14 protein-coding genes and 1 pseudogene are annotated in these 16,913 nt (G+C 72.4%); 5 read left to right on the top strand and 10 right to left on the bottom strand.

What is annotated here, in order from left to right; genetic code table 11:
• The 6 genes and pseudogenes from L615_RS22525 to hppD form a co-directional block, all read right to left on the bottom strand.
• A pseudogene (locus tag L615_RS22525) lies at positions 1-1,155 on the bottom strand (hypothetical protein); the annotation flags it as partial.
• Between the two features lie 160 nt (positions 1,156-1,315).
• On the bottom strand, positions 1,316-2,554 hold the full coding sequence (locus tag L615_RS22520; RefSeq protein WP_145726547.1) for a Glu/Leu/Phe/Val dehydrogenase dimerization domain-containing protein: 1,239 nt from the start codon (positions 2,552-2,554) through the stop codon (positions 1,316-1,318).
• Positions 2,555-2,619: 65 nt separating this feature from the next.
• On the bottom strand, positions 2,620-3,774 hold the full coding sequence (gene fahA / locus L615_RS22515) for a fumarylacetoacetase (protein WP_145726544.1): 1,155 nt from the start codon (positions 3,772-3,774) through the stop codon (positions 2,620-2,622).
• The gene (locus L615_RS22510; protein WP_145726541.1) at positions 3,771-4,652 is read right to left on the bottom strand and encodes a hypothetical protein; all 882 of its coding nucleotides are present in this window, start codon (positions 4,650-4,652) and stop codon (positions 3,771-3,773) included. Before L615_RS22510 ends, fahA begins: the two co-directional genes overlap by 4 nt.
• Complete coding sequence (locus L615_RS22505) at positions 4,649-5,902, bottom strand: homogentisate 1,2-dioxygenase (RefSeq protein WP_145726538.1); 1,254 nt, start codon at positions 5,900-5,902, stop codon at positions 4,649-4,651. Before L615_RS22505 ends, L615_RS22510 begins: the two co-directional genes overlap by 4 nt.
• A gap of 30 nt (positions 5,903-5,932) precedes the next feature.
• Positions 5,933-7,138 (bottom strand): 4-hydroxyphenylpyruvate dioxygenase, encoded by a 1,206-nt coding sequence (hppD, locus tag L615_RS22500; RefSeq protein WP_028656532.1) that lies wholly within the window; start codon positions 7,136-7,138, stop codon positions 5,933-5,935.
• Positions 7,139-7,257: 119 nt separating this feature from the next.
• On the opposite strand from hppD, the gene L615_RS22495 reads away from it, so the two are divergent.
• Positions 7,258-7,767 carry an Lrp/AsnC family transcriptional regulator gene (locus tag L615_RS22495; RefSeq protein ID WP_028656531.1) on the top strand — a complete coding sequence of 170 codons (510 nt, stop codon included), beginning with the start codon at positions 7,258-7,260 and terminating at the stop codon, positions 7,765-7,767.
• Here the strand turns inward: L615_RS22495 and L615_RS22490 are convergent.
• Positions 7,755-8,183 carry a hypothetical protein gene (locus L615_RS22490; protein WP_145726537.1) on the bottom strand — a complete coding sequence of 143 codons (429 nt, stop codon included), beginning with the start codon at positions 8,181-8,183 and terminating at the stop codon, positions 7,755-7,757. The genes L615_RS22495 and L615_RS22490 overlap by 13 nt on opposite strands.
• Positions 8,184-8,226: 43 nt before the next feature.
• A complete protein-coding gene (locus tag L615_RS23655) occupies positions 8,227-8,925 on the bottom strand; it encodes a hypothetical protein (RefSeq protein WP_222430670.1) in 699 nt (232 codons plus the stop codon).
• Positions 8,926-9,241: 316 nt separating this feature from the next.
• Between L615_RS23655 and L615_RS22480 the strand changes: the two genes are divergently transcribed.
• From L615_RS22480 to L615_RS22470, 3 genes are all read left to right on the top strand, one after another.
• Complete coding sequence (locus tag L615_RS22480; protein WP_145726536.1) at positions 9,242-9,466, top strand: hypothetical protein; 225 nt, start codon at positions 9,242-9,244, stop codon at positions 9,464-9,466.
• Positions 9,467-9,697: 231 nt separating this feature from the next.
• Positions 9,698-11,521 (top strand): phosphoenolpyruvate carboxykinase (GTP), encoded by a 1,824-nt coding sequence (locus tag L615_RS22475; RefSeq protein WP_145726535.1) that lies wholly within the window; start codon positions 9,698-9,700, stop codon positions 11,519-11,521.
• A gap of 80 nt (positions 11,522-11,601) precedes the next feature.
• Positions 11,602-12,753: a zinc-binding dehydrogenase gene (locus L615_RS22470; RefSeq protein ID WP_145726534.1), complete on the top strand. Its 1,152-nt coding sequence runs from the start codon at positions 11,602-11,604 to the stop codon at positions 12,751-12,753.
• A gap of 240 nt (positions 12,754-12,993) precedes the next feature.
• On the opposite strand, the gene L615_RS22465 is transcribed toward L615_RS22470, so the two are convergent.
• Positions 12,994-13,335 carry a hypothetical protein gene (locus L615_RS22465; protein ID WP_145726533.1) on the bottom strand — a complete coding sequence of 114 codons (342 nt, stop codon included), beginning with the start codon at positions 13,333-13,335 and terminating at the stop codon, positions 12,994-12,996.
• A gap of 1 nt (position 13,336) precedes the next feature.
• Positions 13,337-15,037 (bottom strand): FAD-binding dehydrogenase, encoded by a 1,701-nt coding sequence (locus tag L615_RS22460; protein ID WP_145726532.1) that lies wholly within the window; start codon positions 15,035-15,037, stop codon positions 13,337-13,339.
• Between the two features lie 114 nt (positions 15,038-15,151).
• On the opposite strand from L615_RS22460, the gene L615_RS22455 reads away from it, so the two are divergent.
• A partial coding sequence (locus L615_RS22455) for an MMPL family transporter (RefSeq protein WP_261376828.1) occupies positions 15,152-16,913 on the top strand: 1,762 nt, incomplete at its 3' end.

Raw genomic sequence — 16,913 nt, 5'->3', positions numbered from 1 at the left:
GCCGTTGCCGTAGCCGGCGAAGCCGCCGTCCTCGGCCGGGTCCGCCGCGTGGCTCGCCGTGGTCGGGCCGGTGCCGACGGCCTCCTCAGCCGGCGGCGCCTCGGCCGACGGGGCCGACGAGGCTGCCGGTGCCGCCGGGGCGGGGTCGGCGGCCGGCGGGTCGAAGAAGGACACGCGCTGGGGGTCGGGGGTCTCGACGGTCGGCTCGGGACTCGGGGCCGGCGCCGGGTCCGGCTGTGCCTCCACGACGGGCGGGAGCCCGGCGCGGGCCGGCTCGGGCGCGACGTGGGTGCGGAAGGACGGCGCGGCGTCGTACGCCGGACCGCGCAGGCCCTCGGTGATCGACTCGACGCCGTGCAGGACGCGGGTCCGGATCTCGTCCATCCGCGCTGCGTGGCGGTTGGCCTCGGCGAACAGCTCCTCCTGGGCGGTACGACGGATCCGCTCCAGCTCGCCGTTGATCCGCTCGCGCTCGGCGGCGGCCTCGGCGCGCAGGCGCTGCGCCTCGCGGACGTCGTCCTCGCTGGCGCGCACGATCTCGGCGGCCTCGGCGCGGGCCTGCTCGAGGATCGCGGCGGCCTCGGCCTCGGCGGCGGTCTTGCGCTGCTCGAGGTCGCGCAGCGCCTCGCCCTGCAGCGCCTCGGAGGCCCGCATCGCCTCCTCGATGATCCGCGACGCCTGGCTGGTGGCCTCACGCCGCTCGTGCAGCGCGGCGGCCGCGGACTCCTCGGCCTCGCGGCGCAGCGCGATCAGGTCCTGGAAGGTCTGCGCCGACGGCAGCGTGGTGCTGTCCGGGACGGTCGGCTCGTCCGCCACCGGTCGCTCGTACGACGGCGCGCCGGTCGCGTCGTCCTCGGACTGCGCGGTCGACGGGGCGGAGGTGCCCGCGCCGTTCGCGGCCGTCGAGAGCGGCCACGACTCGCGCAGCGAGCGCGACTCCACCGTGGGGGCGGTGCCGGCCGGTTCCTCGGCGGGGTCGCCCGGGGCAGCGGTCCCCACCGGGGCGGCCGGGTCGGCCAGGTCGGCGGGGTCGAGCGGGTCCGTGAGCGGCTCGCGCGGCCGCGGGTCGGTCAGGGGCGACCCGCGCTCGGCTCCCGGGCCGCTGGTGGCGGTCTCGTCGGTCGGCGGGCGGAGGTCGTCGTCGGCCATGTCCATCGGTTCCCCTCAGCTGCGGCGCCCCGTCCCGGGCCGGGACGGTCCACGCGTCGCCGCTCGGGGGCCCACGATAGAAGGCGAGCCCCGCGCTGACCATGCCCCGGTCGCGCCCCGGACGGAGCCCGCCCCGGTCCGTCGCCGGGACGGGCAGCCGGCCGCGTCAGACCAGCTGGTCGAGCGCGATCTCCAGCGCCGTCGCGGCGACCAGGGTCGGGTGCGGCGAGCGCTCGCGGCACTTCTCCAGCGCGGTGCGGATGGTGCGGGACACGTCGCTGAGGATCAGCTCGTCGGAGACCTCGCCGAGGCCCTCCATCAGCAGCGTGAAGGTCCGGGCCATGCCGCAGTTGGCGATGAAGTCGGGGATCACCGCCACGTGCTGGTCGGCGAACTCGTAGGTCGGGCCGTAGAAGATCTCCGGGTCGGCGAAGGGCACGTTGGCGCCCGCCGAGATCAGCTCGAGCCCGCCGGAGACCAGCCGCTTGACGTGCTCGACGGTGACCAGCCGCGACGCCGCGCAGGGCAGGAAGATCTCCGCCCCCATGTCCCAGATCCGGTCGTCGAGCTCCTCGAAGGGCACCAGGCCCTCGGCGCGCAGCGTGTTGCCCTCCTTGCCGAGGAAGAGGGCGTGCACCTCGTCGCGGGTGAAGCCGTCGGGGTTCATCAGCCCGCCGTTGCGGTCGATGATCCCGACCACGCGGGCCCCGGCCTGGGCGAGGTAGTAGGCCGCGGCGGAGCCGACGTTGCCCCAGCCCTGCACGATGACGCGCTTGCCCTCGAGCGACTGGCCGGCCGCGGCGCCGTACGTCGCGTAGTAGTGCACGACCGACTCGGCGACGCCCCAGCCGGTGACCAGGTCGGCGATCGTGTACTTCGCGTCGCGGTCCGGCGTGTAACGCGGGTCCTCGACGACCTTGGAGACGCCGAGGCGCAGCATGCCGACGCGCTGCACCAGCTCGCGCTCGTCGGCGGCGAAGTGGCCGTTGACGATGCCCTCCTGCGGGTGCCACAGGCCGTAGCGCTCGGTGAGCGGGATGACGTCGTGCAGCTCGTCGACGTTGAGGTCGCCGCCGGTGCCGTAGTAGGTCTTCAGCAGCGGGGTGACGGCCTGGAACCACCGCGCCAGCACGCCCTCGCGGCGCGGGTCGGTCGGGTCGAAGTCGATGCCCGACTTGGCGCCGCCGATCGCCGGGCCGGAGACGGTGAACTTCACCTCCATGGTCTTCGCCAGCGACTCGACCTCGTTGCGGTCCAGGCCGGCGCGCATCCGGGTGCCGCCGCCGGCCGCCCCGCCGCGCAGCGAGTTGATGACCGCCCAGCCCTTGGCCTCGGTCTCGGGGTCGTGCCACTCGAAGACGATCTCCGGCGGCCGGGCCTCGAAGCGCTCGAGCAGGTTCTTCATGTCGGGTCCTCGCCTGGTGGAAGGGGTGGTGGAAGGGGTGCTGGGAAGGGTGGTCGCGGTGGCGGTCACGGGCGCGCCTTCGCGATCCGGCCGCGGCACTCGCCGAAGCCGATCCGGGTGCCGTCGACGCCGGGGGCGGTCGCCCGCAGGACGACCTCGTCGCCGTCTTCGAGGAAGCCGCCGCCGCGCTCGATGAACGAGCCGACCTGGTCCGGCGCGGGGCCGGAGACCGTGCCGGAGGCGAACAGGTCGCCGGTGCGGGTCGGGGCGCCGTTGACGGTCAGGTGGGCCAGCATCTGCGCGGGCGACCAGTACATCGAGGAGTACGGCGGCCGGCTGACGACCTCGCCGTTCCACTCGACCTCGAGCTCGATGTCCAGCCCCCAGGGACGGTCCATCGCGAGGTACGGCAGCACCGGCGGGTCCTGCACCGGGGTGTCGACGCGGGCGGCCTCGAGCGCGGCCATCGGCACCACCCACGGTGAGATGGTGGACGCGAAGGACTTGCCCAGGTGCGGGCCGAGCGGGACGTACTCCCACGCCTGGATGTCGCGCGCGGACCAGTCGTTGAAGAGCACCACGCCGAAGAGGTGCTCCTCGGCGTCGGCGGCGGCGATCGGCGTACCCATCTCGTTGCCGACCCCGACCACGAAGCCGAGCTCGGCCTCGATGTCGAGGCGCGTGGACGGGCCGAAGGCCGGCACCTCGGCGCCGGCCGGCATCCGCTGCCCGCAGGGGCGGACGACCTCGGTGCCGGAGACGACGACCGACGCCGCGCGGCCGGTGTAGCTGACCGGGAGGTGCTTCCAGTTCGGCAGCAGCGGGTTCGGGTTGTCCGGGCGGAACAGCCGACCGAGGTTCGACGCGTGGTGCTCGGAGGCGTAGAAGTCGACGTAGTCGGCGACCGTGAACGGCAGGTGCAGCACGACGTCCGCGACCGGGTGCACGCCGTCGGCAGGCAGGCCGCCGGACAGCGCCTCGGTGATCGCGCCGCGCACCTCGTCCCAGCGCCGGCGGCCCTGGGCGAGGAAGGCGTCGAGCGTCGGCTGCTCGAGCACGGGGTCGCCGAGCAGCCGGCCGAGGTCGATGACGTAGTCGCCGAGCCGGGTGCAGGCGCGCGGCGGCGAGCCGTCGACGGAGTAGATCCCGTAGGGCAGGTTGGCCGGGCCGAACAGGTCGGGACCGGTGCCGGTGGCGCTGGCAGGGGCAGGGCTGCTCACTGGACCACCTCCGGGAGCAGGCCGAGGTCGGTCAGCTCGTCGACCGGCTCGGTGATCGAGCAGGTGCCGATGGAGCCGAGGAGCGTGGGCCGGGGCCGGTCCGGCAGCTTGTGGGGGTCGCGCTCGGCGAGGACGGCGGCCACCGCGTCGGCACCGGCGCCCTGGGCAGCGGCGTCGGTGGCGGCGAGCAGGTTGAGGAAGCCGTGCTGCTCGAACCCCGTCTCCGGGTCGGTGTTGCGCACCGCGTGATGCAGCCCGGCGGTCGCCTTGAACGGCACGCCGCCGCGCACCAGCATCACGACCGCGTCCGCCAGCTCGGTCTCGTCGGGGTACGTCTCGGCCCGCACCCCGCCGGTGCGCAGCTTGGCGTGGTGCGCCGTGCCGGCCAGCGCCGCGACCAGCGCCGGGCGGCGCTCGTCGCGAGGGAGCTCGACGTAGGTCGTCGGGAGAGTTTCGCCGGTCGACCGGCGAAACTCCTCCTTGACCGACGAAGTTTCGTCGGTCAGGTGTGAGCTTCGTCGGTCAGGTCCGCCCAGGGCGGCGTCCAGCGCGGGGATGACGTCCCCGGCGGCCACCCCCTCCGGTACGGCCACCTCGAGCGCGGCCAGCCGGACGGCGCGGATGCCGCGCGCCCGCTCCACGGCCGCGGCCACGTCGGCGGGGGAGGGGACGGTGACGCTGACCGCGATGCTGTCGGCGGGCAGGTCGGCGGTCGTCTCGGCCAGGGCCGGGAGGTCGGCGAGCGCGACGACCAGCGGGCCGAGCAGGTCGGCGTACGGTGCGACGCCGTGGGCGAGGTGGGCGCGGACCGCGTCGGGCAGGGGCAGGTTGCCCGGCGGGAAGATCGCGGCGTCGTCGAGCAGCAGCGGGAAGGTCACGACGCACCCCCACCGTTGCTGGTGTCTGTGCTGGCGTCTGTGCTCGTGTCGTTGCGCACCCACGACGTCACGTAGACGCCGTCGTCGCAGGCGAGGCCGCCCTCGCCGAGCTCCAGCGGGCGGAAGGTGTCGACCATGACGGCGAGCTCGTCGAAGGACTCCACGCCGATCGACCGCTCGTAGGCACCGGGCTGCGGGCCGTGCGCGTGCCCGCCCGGGTGGAGGCTGATCGAGCCCGGCCCGATGCCGGAGCCCTTGCGCGCCTCGTAGTCGCCGCCGACGTAGAACATCACCTCGTCGGAGTCGACGTTCGAGTGGTAGTAGGGCACCGGGATCGACAGCGGGTGGTAGTCCACCTTGCGCGGCACGAAGTTGCAGATCACGAAGTTGTGGCCCTCGAAGACCTGGTGCACCGGCGGCGGCTGGTGCACGCGGCCGGTGATCGGCTCGAAGTCGGCGATGTTGAAGACGTACGGGTAGAGGCAGCCGTCCCAGCCGACGACGTCGAACGGGTGCTGGGGCACGACGTGGACCGTGCCGGCCAGCCCGTTCGCGCCGGGACCGCGGTGCTTGATGAAGACCTCCACCGGCCCCTCCGTGCCGGCGTCGGCCAGGAGCGGCGCGGACGGCGTGCGCAGGTCGCGCTCGCAGTACGGCGCGTGCTCGAGCAGCTGGCCGAACCGCGACAGGTAGCGCTTCGGCGGGGTGATGTGGCTGTTCGCCTCGATCGCGTAGACGCGCAACGGGTCCCGGCCCGTCGGCACCCAGCGGTGCGTCGTGGCGCGCGGCAGGATGACGTAGTCGCCCTGGCCGACCTCGAGGGCGCCGAAGACCGTCTCGACCAGCGCGGTGCCGGACTCGACGTAGACGCACTCGTCGCCGATGCCGTTGCGGTAGAGCGGGGAGGGCGCGCCGCACACGGCGTAGGAGATCCGCACGTCGCCGTTGCCGAGCACCAGCCGGCGCCCCGTCACGGCGTCCACCGACGTCCAGTCGTCACCGGGGAAGAGGTCGTGCAGCGTCAGGTGGCGCGGCACCAGCGGGTGGTTGGGGGTGGTCGCCTGGTCGGGCAGGTCCCACGCCCGCGCCTCCACGACCGCCGACGGCAGGTGGCGGTGGTAGAGCAGCGAGGAGTCGGAGGAGAAGCCCTCCTCGCCCATCAGCTCCTCGAAGTAGAGGGTGCCGTCCTCCGCCCGGTGCTGGGTGTGCCGCTTCGGCGGTACGTCGCCGATCCGCTGGTAGTGCGCCATGTCGCGTCCTCGACTCGAAGTTGTCGCGGCTCAGAAGTTGCCGCGGCGCGCCTGCTCGCGCTCGATGGCCTCGAAGAGCGCCTTGAAGTTGCCCTTGCCGAAGCCCAGCGAGCCGTGCCGCTCGATGAACTCGAAGAAGACGGTCGGCCGGTCGCCGATCGGCTTGGTGAAGATCTGCAGCAGGTAGCCGTCCTCGTCGCGGTCGACGAGGATGCCGCGCTTCTGCAGCTCCTCGACGGGCACCCGCACCTCGCCGATGCGCGCCCGCAGCTCGGGGTCCTCGTAGTAGGAGTCCGGCGTGGCGAGGAATTCGATGCCCTCGGCGCGCAGGCGGTCGACGGTCTCCAGGATGTCGTTGGTCGCCAGCGCGAGGTGCTGGGCACCGGGGCCGTCGTAGAACTCGAGGTACTCGTCGATCTGCGACTTCTTCTTCGCGATCGCCGGCTCGTTGAGCGGGAACTTCACGCGGTGGTTGCCGTTGGCGACGACCTTCGACATCAGCGCCGAGTAGTCGGTCGCGATGTCGTCGCCGATGAACTCGGCCATGTTCGTGAAGCCCATGACCTTGCGGTAGAACTCGACCCAGTCGTCCATCTTGCCGAGCTCGACGTTGCCGACGATGTGGTCGAGCGCCTGGAACAGCCGCTTCGGCGCGCCGTCGCGCTTGACGAAGGTGGAGGTACGGGCGACGTAACCGGGCAGGTACGGGCCGTCGTACCGGCTGCGGTCGACGAGGCTGTGCCGGGTGTCGCCGTACGTCGCGATCGCTGCGACGCGCACGGTGCCGTGCTCGTCGGAGACGTCGTGCGGCTCCTCGAGGACGGTCGCGCCGACCGATCGGGCGTGCTCGATGCACTTGTCGACGTCGGGGACCTCGAGCGCGATGTCGATGATGCCGTCGCCGTGCTTGCGGTGGTGGTCGAGCAGGGTGCTGCGCGGGTCGACGCCGCCCTTGAGCACGAACCGGACGGCGCCCGACTTGAGCACGTAGGCCATGTGGTCGCGGTTGCCGGTCTCGGGGCCGGAGTAGGCCACCAGCTCCATGCCGAAGGCGGACATGAAGAAGTGCGCCGACTGGGTGGCGTTGCCGACCGCCCACACCGCGGCGTCCCAGCCGGTCACCGGGAACGGGTCCGCGTGGTCGTCGTACTCGACGAGGCCGACGAGCTGCTTGAGCGTGTCGAGGTCGAGCTCGGCGAGCCGCTCCTCGTTGGTCAGGGTCTCCTGGAGGGACATGTGAGCAGCACAACAGCCCCGCCCGGGGCTCACAACCTGCGCACCACGAGGTCGTCAGGTTGGCCAGTTCTGCCTAGGTCGAGGGTGCTTCGACTGGTCAATCTGGCTAGCATCAAAGGATGCCGGAACCGCTCACCCTCGACCAGGTCGACATCGCCCTGCTGACCGCGCTGACCGAGCACCCCCGTGCCGGTGACCTCGAGCTCTCGCGCGTCACCCGGGTGGCCCGGGCGACCGTGCAGAGCCGGTTGCGGCGGATGGGCGAGGCGGGCGTGATCGCCGACTGGGACCCGACCATCGACGTTGCGGCCGCGGGCTACGAGGTGCAGGCGTTCGTCACCCTCGAGATCTCGCAGGGCGCGCTCGACGAGGTGGCGCGCGACCTGGCCGCCATCCCGCAGGTGCTGGAGGCCTACGTGACGACGGGGTCCTCGGACGTGCTGTGCCGGGTGGCGACGCGCTCGCACCCGGAGCTGCAGGCGACCCTCGTGCGCATCGACCAGTCGTCGTCGGTGGTCCGCTCCACCAGCGTGATGGTGCTGTCGGTGCTCATCGCGCCACGGGTGCTCCCGCTGCTCGCCAGCGCCGACCCGGCGCCGAGCCGGCGGGCACCGGCCTACCGGGACTGACCCGCCTCGCCGCCCTCGTCGTCGTCACCGTCATCACCGGTGTCGTCGGGGTCGTCGATCACCTCGGCGTCGAGCAGGTGCTCGATCATGCCGAGCGCCTGGCCGGGCGTGAGCGTCTCCGCGTCCGGACCGCCAGCACCGTCGCAGGCCTCGCCAGCCTCGGTGGGATCGGCAGCATCGTCGGCGGCGTCGTCCCCCTCTGCCTTCCCGGCAGCGGCGAGCTCCTCGGCCACGGCCTCGCGGTCCAGCCGGGCGACCTCGCGGGCCACCTCGCGCCACCACGCGGTGCGCGCCGCCTCGACGTCACCCTCCCGGGCGTCGTACTCCTCCGACGCCGGCACGGTGCGGTAGAGCTCGCCCAGCGTGCTGCGCCCGCCCGGCCGGTCGTCCGGCGAGAGTGCCCCGTCGTCCCCCATGGCCCGAGCCTAGGGGGTGCGACGTGGTCAGCACCGGACGTGGTCAGGACTGGAAGAGCAGCGCGACCTTGTAGTCGGTGTTCATGTAGTTCACCAGCGACTGCAGCTTCTTCTCGTTGACCTTCGCGTTCGTGGTCCCGATCGTCACGCCGACGACGTTGCCGTAGACGCTGTGGTTCCACTTGCCCTGGACGAAGTCGTCGTGGATCGAGCCGTCGGGCAGGTCGAAGTCCTTGTCCTTGACCTTCGCCTCGGCAGCCTTCGCGTGCCGCTCGGTGTCGAAGACCAGGAAGATGTGCGTGACGCGGGCCTTGCCGTTGAGGGCGGAGTAGCTCCACTGCACGGCGTACTCGCAGCGCTGCTGGGTGAAGACCGAGCCGGTCTCGACGGGGGCGCAGCTGGCGTGGTCCCACGACTGGCGCAGCTTCGCCTTGTGCGTGACGTCGCCGTACTTGAAGTCCCAGTCGCCCTCGAAGTCCGAGGACTTCACGTCGAGGTGCACGTCGTCGCCGGTGTCGTCGCTCGGGGAGTACGGCGTCGACGGGACCGTCGAGGAGGGGCCGTCGGTCGGCGCATCGGTCGTCGTGTCGGTGGTCGTGTCGGTGGTGGCGTCGGTCGGGGACGTGGCGTCCGTCGGGGACCCGTCGGTCGTCGCCGACGAGCCGCCGCTGGCCTTCTCGTCGCCGTCGTCGCGGTTGGCCACGATCACGGCGGTCGTCACGATGCCGCCGACGAGCAGCACGACGAGGGCGACGATGCCGATGATCAGGCCCGTGTGCCGGCGCGGGCCGCCACCGCCACCACCGCCGTACCCGGGCTGGCCGGGCGGGCCCCACCCGGGCGGCGGGCCCGGCGGCGGGCCCTGGGGTGGCTGGCCCCAGCCGGGCTGCCCCTGCGGGCCGCCCTGCGGCGGCGGTCCCCAGCCAGGAGGCGGGCCCTGTGGCGGGCCTTGTGGCGGGCCCTGTGGCGGGCCCTGCGGGGGTCCGGAGGGCGGCCCCCAGCCCGGATGTCCGGAGGAGGGCGGGGGCGGCTGGTTCATCGGTGCTCCTGTCGTGCGGGTGCCACGGGCGCTTCCTACCCCACGACGCCGCTGCCCAACCCGGGGTCAGCGAGCGGCGAGCACCACCCTCGCCGAGGAGCCCGCGCTGCTCGACCTCGTCACCCAGCGCTACCTGACGCGAGGGTCCACCCACGAGTCGGTGCTCCGCTCGACCTACCAGTCGCGGGCGACGTACTTCCGCCGGCTGCGCCGGGCCCGTGAGCTCCTCGTGGCGGCCACCTGAGAGGATCCGGGCCGCCGCTTCCTTGATCGATCCAAAGGGTTCGGGGCCGTTCACGGGTGTGATCTCGCTGGTTGGCGCGGATGTGCGTCGGCGGCGAAGCGGTGTCATGGTGACTGTCACGCGGACGACGGTGTCCACGGATCACAGTGATTCGAACCCCGGATTTTTCCGGGTGGCCGGTGGGGTAGCGTGCCCGCACGGCTGACTTGGACCGAAAGGCTGGCGAAACACATGGTTGATGTGGAGCGGACGCTCGACGAGGCGGGACTCACCAACCCCCACGTCCGTGAGTACGTCGCACACTGGGCCAACATCACGGGAGCAGAGCGCGTCGAGGTCGTGTCCGCGGCCGACGACGCGCGCCTGATCCAGGAGGCACTGGACGCAGGCGAGCTCCTCCCCGCCGGCGAGGGCCGTTACTACTCGCGCTCCTACTACAAGGACACCGCGCGCGCCGAGGAGCGCACCATCGTTGCCACCAGCAACGAGGCCGACAAGGGCGTCTACAACAACTGGAAGCCCTCCGCCGAGATGAAGCCGAAGCTCATCGAGCTGATGACCGGCGCCTCGGCGGGCAAGACGATGTACGTCATCCCCTACCTCATGTCGCCCAAGGGCTCCCCGGTGGAGAACTTCGCCGCCGGCGTCGAGCTCACCGACAACCGCAACGTCGTGCTCCAGATGATCCGCATGGCGCGGGTCGGCGTGGAGTTCATCAACGACCTCGGCGACTCCTTCGTCAAGGCCGTGCACGTCACCGGCGACCTGGAGAACCTCGGCCAGGGCACTCCCGACGACAAGCGCTACTTCGTGACCGTCGCCGACGAGCGCACGATCCTGCACTTCGGCTCGTCGTACGGCGGCAACGCGCTGCTCGGCAAGATCGCCCACGGCCTGCGCCAGGGTGCCTACGACGGCTGGAAGAACGGCTTCCTCGTGGAGCAGTTCATGCTGCTCGGCATCACCGACAAGCAGACCGGCAAGAAGTGGAACATCTGCGGCGGCTTCCCGTCGGCGTCCGGCAAGACGAACCTCGCCATGACGCTCGCGCCCGACGCCCTCGGTGACCGCTACTACGTCGAGTTCTACGGCGACGACATCGCGTGGATCTGGGTCGGCGAGGACGGCAAGCTCTACGGGATGAACCCGGAGAACGGCGTCTTCGGTGTCGCCAAGGACACCAACGAGAAGACCAACCCGACCGCGATCGACTCGATCGTCCCGGGCACCGGCGCGATCTTCACCAACGTCGCCTACAACACCAAGACCCAGGAGGTCTGGTGGGAGGGTCGCGGCGAGAAGCCGACCGACCTCGACGGCTGGGAGGACTGGAAGGGCGAGGTCATCGCCGACCGCGCGCCGGAGCACGCCGACGACCCGTGGGCGCACCCGAACAGCCGGTTCACCACCACCCTCGCGAACGTCCCGAACGTCGCCAAGGACTTCGAGGACCCGAAGGGCGTCGAGATCCACGGCATCATCTTCGGTGGCCGCACCCGTGACCGCGAGCCCCTGATCCGCGCGATCAAGGACATCGCCGAGGGCGTCTACGACGGCCTCACCCTGGGCGCCGAGGCGACCGCGGCCGCCGACGGCCTCGAGGGTGTGCTCCGCTACGACCCGATGTCGATGCGCCCGTTCATGTCCTACTCCGAGGCGGACTACGCCGCGCACTGGCTCGAGGTCCTCGGCCGCGCGACGVCCAAGCCGATCTTCGCGCACGTCAACTGGTTCCAGCGCGGCGAGGACGGCCGCTTCCTGTGGCCGGGCTACCGCGAGAACCTGCGCCCGCTCGTGTGGCTGATGCAGTACCTCGAGGGCGAGGTCGAGGGCGTGCAGACCGCCGTCGGCGTCCTGCCGAAGCGCGAGGAGCTGCTCCTCGACGGCCTCGACGAGCAGGCCCTCGCCGACCTCGACACGGTGCTGAGCATCGACGTCGAGCGCTGGCAGCAGGAGATGGGCCACCGCGAGAAGCACCTCGCGCAGTTCGACGGCCTGCCCGAGGAGATCTGGGAGGCGCACCGCCGCGTCGCCCAGTCCCTCGACAACGCCTGACCCGTCCGGCGTCGTACCTGACGCAGCGCCCCGGCTCGACGAGCCGGGGCGCTGCGCATTTCCTCCCCTAGGCTGCGCGCATGCGCGCCGTCGTCTGCCACCAGTCCCGGCTCACCGTCGAGGACGTCCCGGACCTGCGGCCGGCGCAGGGCCAGCTCCTGCTCGACGTCGAGCGGGCCGGGATCTGCGGGTCGGACCTGCACGCGCGCACCAGCTGCGACGAGACCGCGGACGACGCCGCGGCCCTGGGCTACGAGGACTTCATGCGCTCGACCGACCGGGTCGTGATGGGCCACGAGTTTGTCGGCACCGTCGCCGAGCACGGGCCCGGCACGCGTCGCTCGGCCTTCCCCGCGGGCGCTCGCGTCGTCGCCCTGCCGGTGCTGCGCACCCCGGACGGCGTGCACCTCACCGGCCTGAGCGCGAAGGCGCCGGGCGGGTACGCCGAGCAGGTGCTCGTCGACGCCGCCATGACCATGCGGGTGCCCGACGGCCTCGAGGCCGACGCGGCCGCGCTGACCGAGCCGATGGCGGTGGCGCTGCACGCTGTGCGCCGTGGCCAGGTCGGCGCCCACGACACCGCGGTCGTCGTCGGCTGCGGACCGATCGGGCTGGCGGTCATCGCGATGCTCAAGGCCACCGGCGTGCGCCACGTCATCGCCAGCGACTTCTCGCCCGCCCGCCGCGAGCTCGCCGCGCAGATGGGCGCCGACGTCGTGGTCGACCCCGCGACCGAGTCGCCGTGGTCCTCCTTCGCCGACTCGCGGCGCTACCTGACCGAGGCGATCGCGCTGGCCGAGGTCGGCCTCGACGCGATGGACAAGCTGCGCGCCGTACCCCTGCTGCCGTGGGCGCACGTCCTGCGCGCCGCCGACAAGGTCGGTGCGACGCCGCGCGGTCCGGTCGTCTTCGAGTGCGTCGGCCTGCCCGGCATGATCGAGCACGTCGTCGCGCACGCGCCGCTGCTCACCCGCGTCGTCGTGGTCGGGGTGTGCATGGGCCAGGACTCCTTCCGCCCGTCGATGGCGATCAACAAGGAGGTCGACCTGCGCTTCGTGTTCGCCTACGACCCCAGCGAGTTCCACCAGTCCCTGCAGTGGATCGCCTCCGGCAAGCTCGACGTCCGCCCGCTCGTCACCGGCACCGTCGGCCTCGACGGCGTCGCCAACGCCTTCGACGACCTCGCCGACCCCGAGCGGCACGCGAAGATCCTCGTGGACCCCACCCGTTGAGACGTCACCTCTGGCCTGTTGAGTGGTCAGGTCTGGCCTGTTGAGTGGTCAGGTCTGGCCTGTCGAGTGGTCACTTCTGGCCCGTCGAGTGGTCACGCCGTACGTCGATGGATCGGTTGGGCAGGAAATGACGTCTCGACGCGCCACAACTGACGCTTCGACCGGCCACAAGTGACGCCTCGACCGGCCGCAAGTGACGCTTCGACCCGCCACGAGTGACATCTCGACCGGGGAGTCGGGTCAGGTGGAGCCGAGCCAGATGGCGGCGAGCAGGACGGCGCAGGTGGCCAGGACGATGCCGATGACCCACCACTGCCGGGTGCGGCGGGCGCGGAGCAGGCCGGTCACCAGGAGCACGAACAGGCCGACGCCGCCCGCGGTGGCGCTGGTGGCCTTGAGTCCGGTGGACGCGGACTCCGACAGCGCGCCGGCCACGACGGCCACGCAGGCGGCCAGGGCCGCGAGCCGCGCCGCGAGGTAGCGCGCGACGTCCTCGGCGATCCACCCGGCCAGCTGGCCGCCGGTCGTGTCGTCGGGGACCTGGTCCGGCGAGAGTCGGTCCGGGTCCGTCGCGCCGGCCACGTCAGCCCCGTCCGATCGCGCGACCGGCGGCGCGGCCGGAGAAGATGCAGCCGCCGAGGAAGGTCCCCTCGAGAGCGTTGTAGCCGTGCACACCGCCACCGCCGAAGCCCGCGACCTCGCCCGCGGCGTACAGGCCCGGGAGGACCGAGCCGTCGGGGCGGACGACCTGGCTGTCGAGGTTGGTCTCGATGCCGCCGAGCGTCTTGCGGCTCAGGATGTTGAGCCGTACGGCGATGAGCGGGCCGTGCGCGGGGTCGAGGATCCGGTGCGGCCTGGCGACGCGCATGATCTTGCCGGTGCGGTCACGTCGTGCGTTGTGGATCGCCATCACCTGGGCGTCCTTGCAGAACGGGTTGTCGACCTGCCGGTCCCGGTCCTCGACCTGCCGGCGCAGGTGCTCGACGTCGAGGACCCGCCCGCCGCGGGCGATCCGGTTCATGCCGGCCACGAGGTCGTCCAGGTTGTCCGCCACGACGAAGTCCTCGCCGTGCTCCTTGAACGCCTCGACCGGGCTGGTGGCGCCCTTCGCGAGCCGCTCCTTGAGCATCAGCCGGACGTCCTTGCCGGTCCAGTCGGGGTTCTGCTCCGAGCCGGAGAGGGCGAACTCCTTCTCGATGATCGACTGGGTCAGCACGAACCACGAGTAGTCGGCGCCGGTGGCCAGGACCTGCTTCATGGAGCCGATCGAGTCGGCGCCCGGGACGCCGGACATGCCGGTGAGCCGGTTGCCGTCGGCGTCGAACCACATCGACGACGGGCCGGGCAGGATCCGGATCGCGTGGTTCGGCCACACCGGGTCCCAGTTGTGGATGCCCTCGACGTAGGCCCACATCCGGTCGCGGTTGACCAGGTTGGCGCCGGCGGACTCGCTGATCGCGAGCATCCGGCCGTCCACGTGGGCGGGCACGCCGGCGATCATGTGCTCCGGCACCGGCCCGACCCGCTCCGTGGGCCAGTTCGCGCGCATCAGCTCGAAGTTGTGGCCGATGCCGCCGGAGGAGACCAGCACCGCGGGCGCCCGCACCTCGAACTCGTCGACGACCTCCCGGCTGGAGGCCTCGCCGCGCGGCTGGCCGTCGTTGGGCTCGAGCACCGAGCCGCGCACGCCGACGCAGCGGCCGTCCTCGATGAGCAGCTCGTCGACACGGTGGCGGAACGCGAAGCGCACCAGGCCGCGCTCCTCGGCCTGCTCGACCGGCTCGAGGAAGACCCGCACGACCTCGGGGCCGGTGCCCCAGGTCAGGTGGAAGCGCGGGACGGAGTTGCCGTGCCCGCTCGCCGAGCCGTCCCCGCGCTCGGCCCAGCCGACGAAGGTGAGCGACTTGAGACCGAGCGCGCGCAGGTAGTCGCGCTTCTCGCCGGCGGCGAAGTCGACATACGCCCGGGCCCAGCGGCTGCCCCAGTGGTCCTCGCCGCGGTCGGGACCCTCGCCCTCGCCGATCCGGTCGAAGGCGGCCGAGCCCTGCCAGTCCTGCCAGGCGAGCTCGCGGGAGTCCTTGACGCCCATCCGGCGCTGCTCGGGAGAGTCGACGAGGAAGAGCCCGCCGAGCGACCACCAGGCCTGGCCGCCGAGGTTCTCCCGGTTCTCCTGGTCGAGCACCAGCACCTTCTTGCCGGCTCGGGTGGCCTCGAAGGTCGCGACGAGCCCGGCGAGGCCCGCGCCGACGACGATGGCGTCGGGGGTGAAATCGTTCTCGGTCACGCGGCGAGCCTGCCACACCGGCGCCACCCGGGACCGGGTTCGGGGCCGCGGAGTGGAGCCGGACACAGTTCCTTGCCACTGGCAAGGAACCGGTTCTAGTTTCCTCGGGTGACCATGGGGACGGCCGGCGGGGACACCGGCACGAAGGCCGCGGGCTGGGCCCGCTTCGTCGTACGACGGGCGGCGTGGGTGCTGCTCGTCTGGCTCGCCTTCACCGCGGTGGTGAACGTCGCGGTGCCGCAGCTGGAGGAGGTCGCCGGGCGCGACTCCTCGCCGATGGTGCCCGGGGACGCGCCGTCGATGGTGGCCGTGAAGGCGATGGACGAGGCCTTCGGCAACGGCGGCAGCGAGAGCTTCGTCGTGGTGGCGATGGAGCGCTCCAGCGGCCTGACGAGGGCCGACCGGCTCTTCGCCGAGTCGCTGGTCGACGACCTCGGTGCGCTCGAGGACGACGTCGTCTTCGTCCAGGACATCCGCCAGCCCGGGCTGCGCAAGGCGCTGACCAGCGCGGACGGGCAAGCGCGCTACGTGCTCGTCGGCATCACCGGCGCCACCGGTGCGCCGTCGTCGCTGCGCCAGGTCTCCGCCGTGCGCGACGTCGTCCGGGACAGGGCCCCTGACGGGCTCGTCGTCGAGGTCACCGGACCGACCGCGACCGTCGTCGACCTCACGGTGGAGACGGAGGAGAGCGTCCTGCGGATCACCATCGTCACGATCGGGCTGATCGGGCTGATCCTCCTCGTCATCTACCGCGCGCTCGCCGTGCCGGTCATCGTGCTCGGCGTCGTGGGCCTGGGCCTGGCCGCCGGCCGTGCGGTCGTGGCCTGGTGCGGCATGGAGGACTTCTTCGCGGTCTCGACCTTCAGCGGGTCCTTCCTGACCGCCGTCATCCTCGGCGCCGGCACCGACTACGCCGTCTTCCTCGTCGCCCGCTACCACGAGCAGCGCCGCCTCGGGGTCGACCCGGTGCGGGCCGCCGGCATCGCCGCCAGCCGGGTCGGCGGCGTCATCGCCGGCTCGGCGGTCACCGTCGTCCTCGCGACGCTGTGCATGGTCTTCGCGGACCTGGGCTTCTTCAACACCACCGGCCCGGCGATCGCCGTGAGCATCGCGGTGAACCTGGTCCTGAGCCTCACCCTCACCCCGGCGCTGCTCGCGCTCGCCGGCAGGCGGGGCTGGGCCGAGCCGCGGGAGTCGAGGGCGGGTGAGGTGTGGCAGAGGGTCGCCGACCTCGTCGCGGTGCACCCGGTGCGCATGCTGGCCGCCTCGGCGGTCCCGCTCACCCTGCTGGCCGCCCTCTTCCCGCTGCTCGACCTGTCGTACGACATCCGCGACCCGCTGCCGGAGGAGGCCGAGAGCAACCGCGGCTTCGCCCTGCTGGCCCGGCACTTCCCGGTCAACGAGGTGCTGCCCGACTACGTCCTCGTGCAGGCCGACCACGACCTGCGCAACACCAGGGACCTCGCCCTCATCGAGCGGGCGGCCGCCGCCGTGGAGCAGCACGAGGGCGTGGCGCTCGTCCGCACCGTCACCCGCCCCACCGGCGAGCCGATCACCCAGGCGTCGGTGGCCTACCAGTCCGGCGAGGTCGGCGACCGGCTCGGCGACGCGAAGGCCAGGGTGGCCGAGGGAGCCGGCGGCGCGCGGCAGCTGGCCGACGGCGCCACCCGGCTCGACGACGGCGCCAGCCAGCTCGCCGAGGGCGCCGGCCAGGCCGTCACCGGGGCCGACCGGATCGCCACCGGCGCCGCCGCGCTCGCCACGCGCGACCTCCACGACGGGGACCAGGTGGAGGTCGCCGTCGAGGGCCTCGCCCTGGTGCACGAGGCGCTGTCCCGCAAGAGCCTCACCTGCGGCCTCGACCCCGCGTGCCGCC

Source organism: Nocardioides sp. J9 (assembly GCF_007829375.1).
Taxonomy (GTDB): Bacteria; Actinomycetota; Actinomycetes; order Propionibacteriales; family Nocardioidaceae; genus Nocardioides.
The sequence above is the reverse complement of the archived record's forward strand: the minus strand, read 5'-3'. Positions and strand labels throughout refer to the sequence as shown.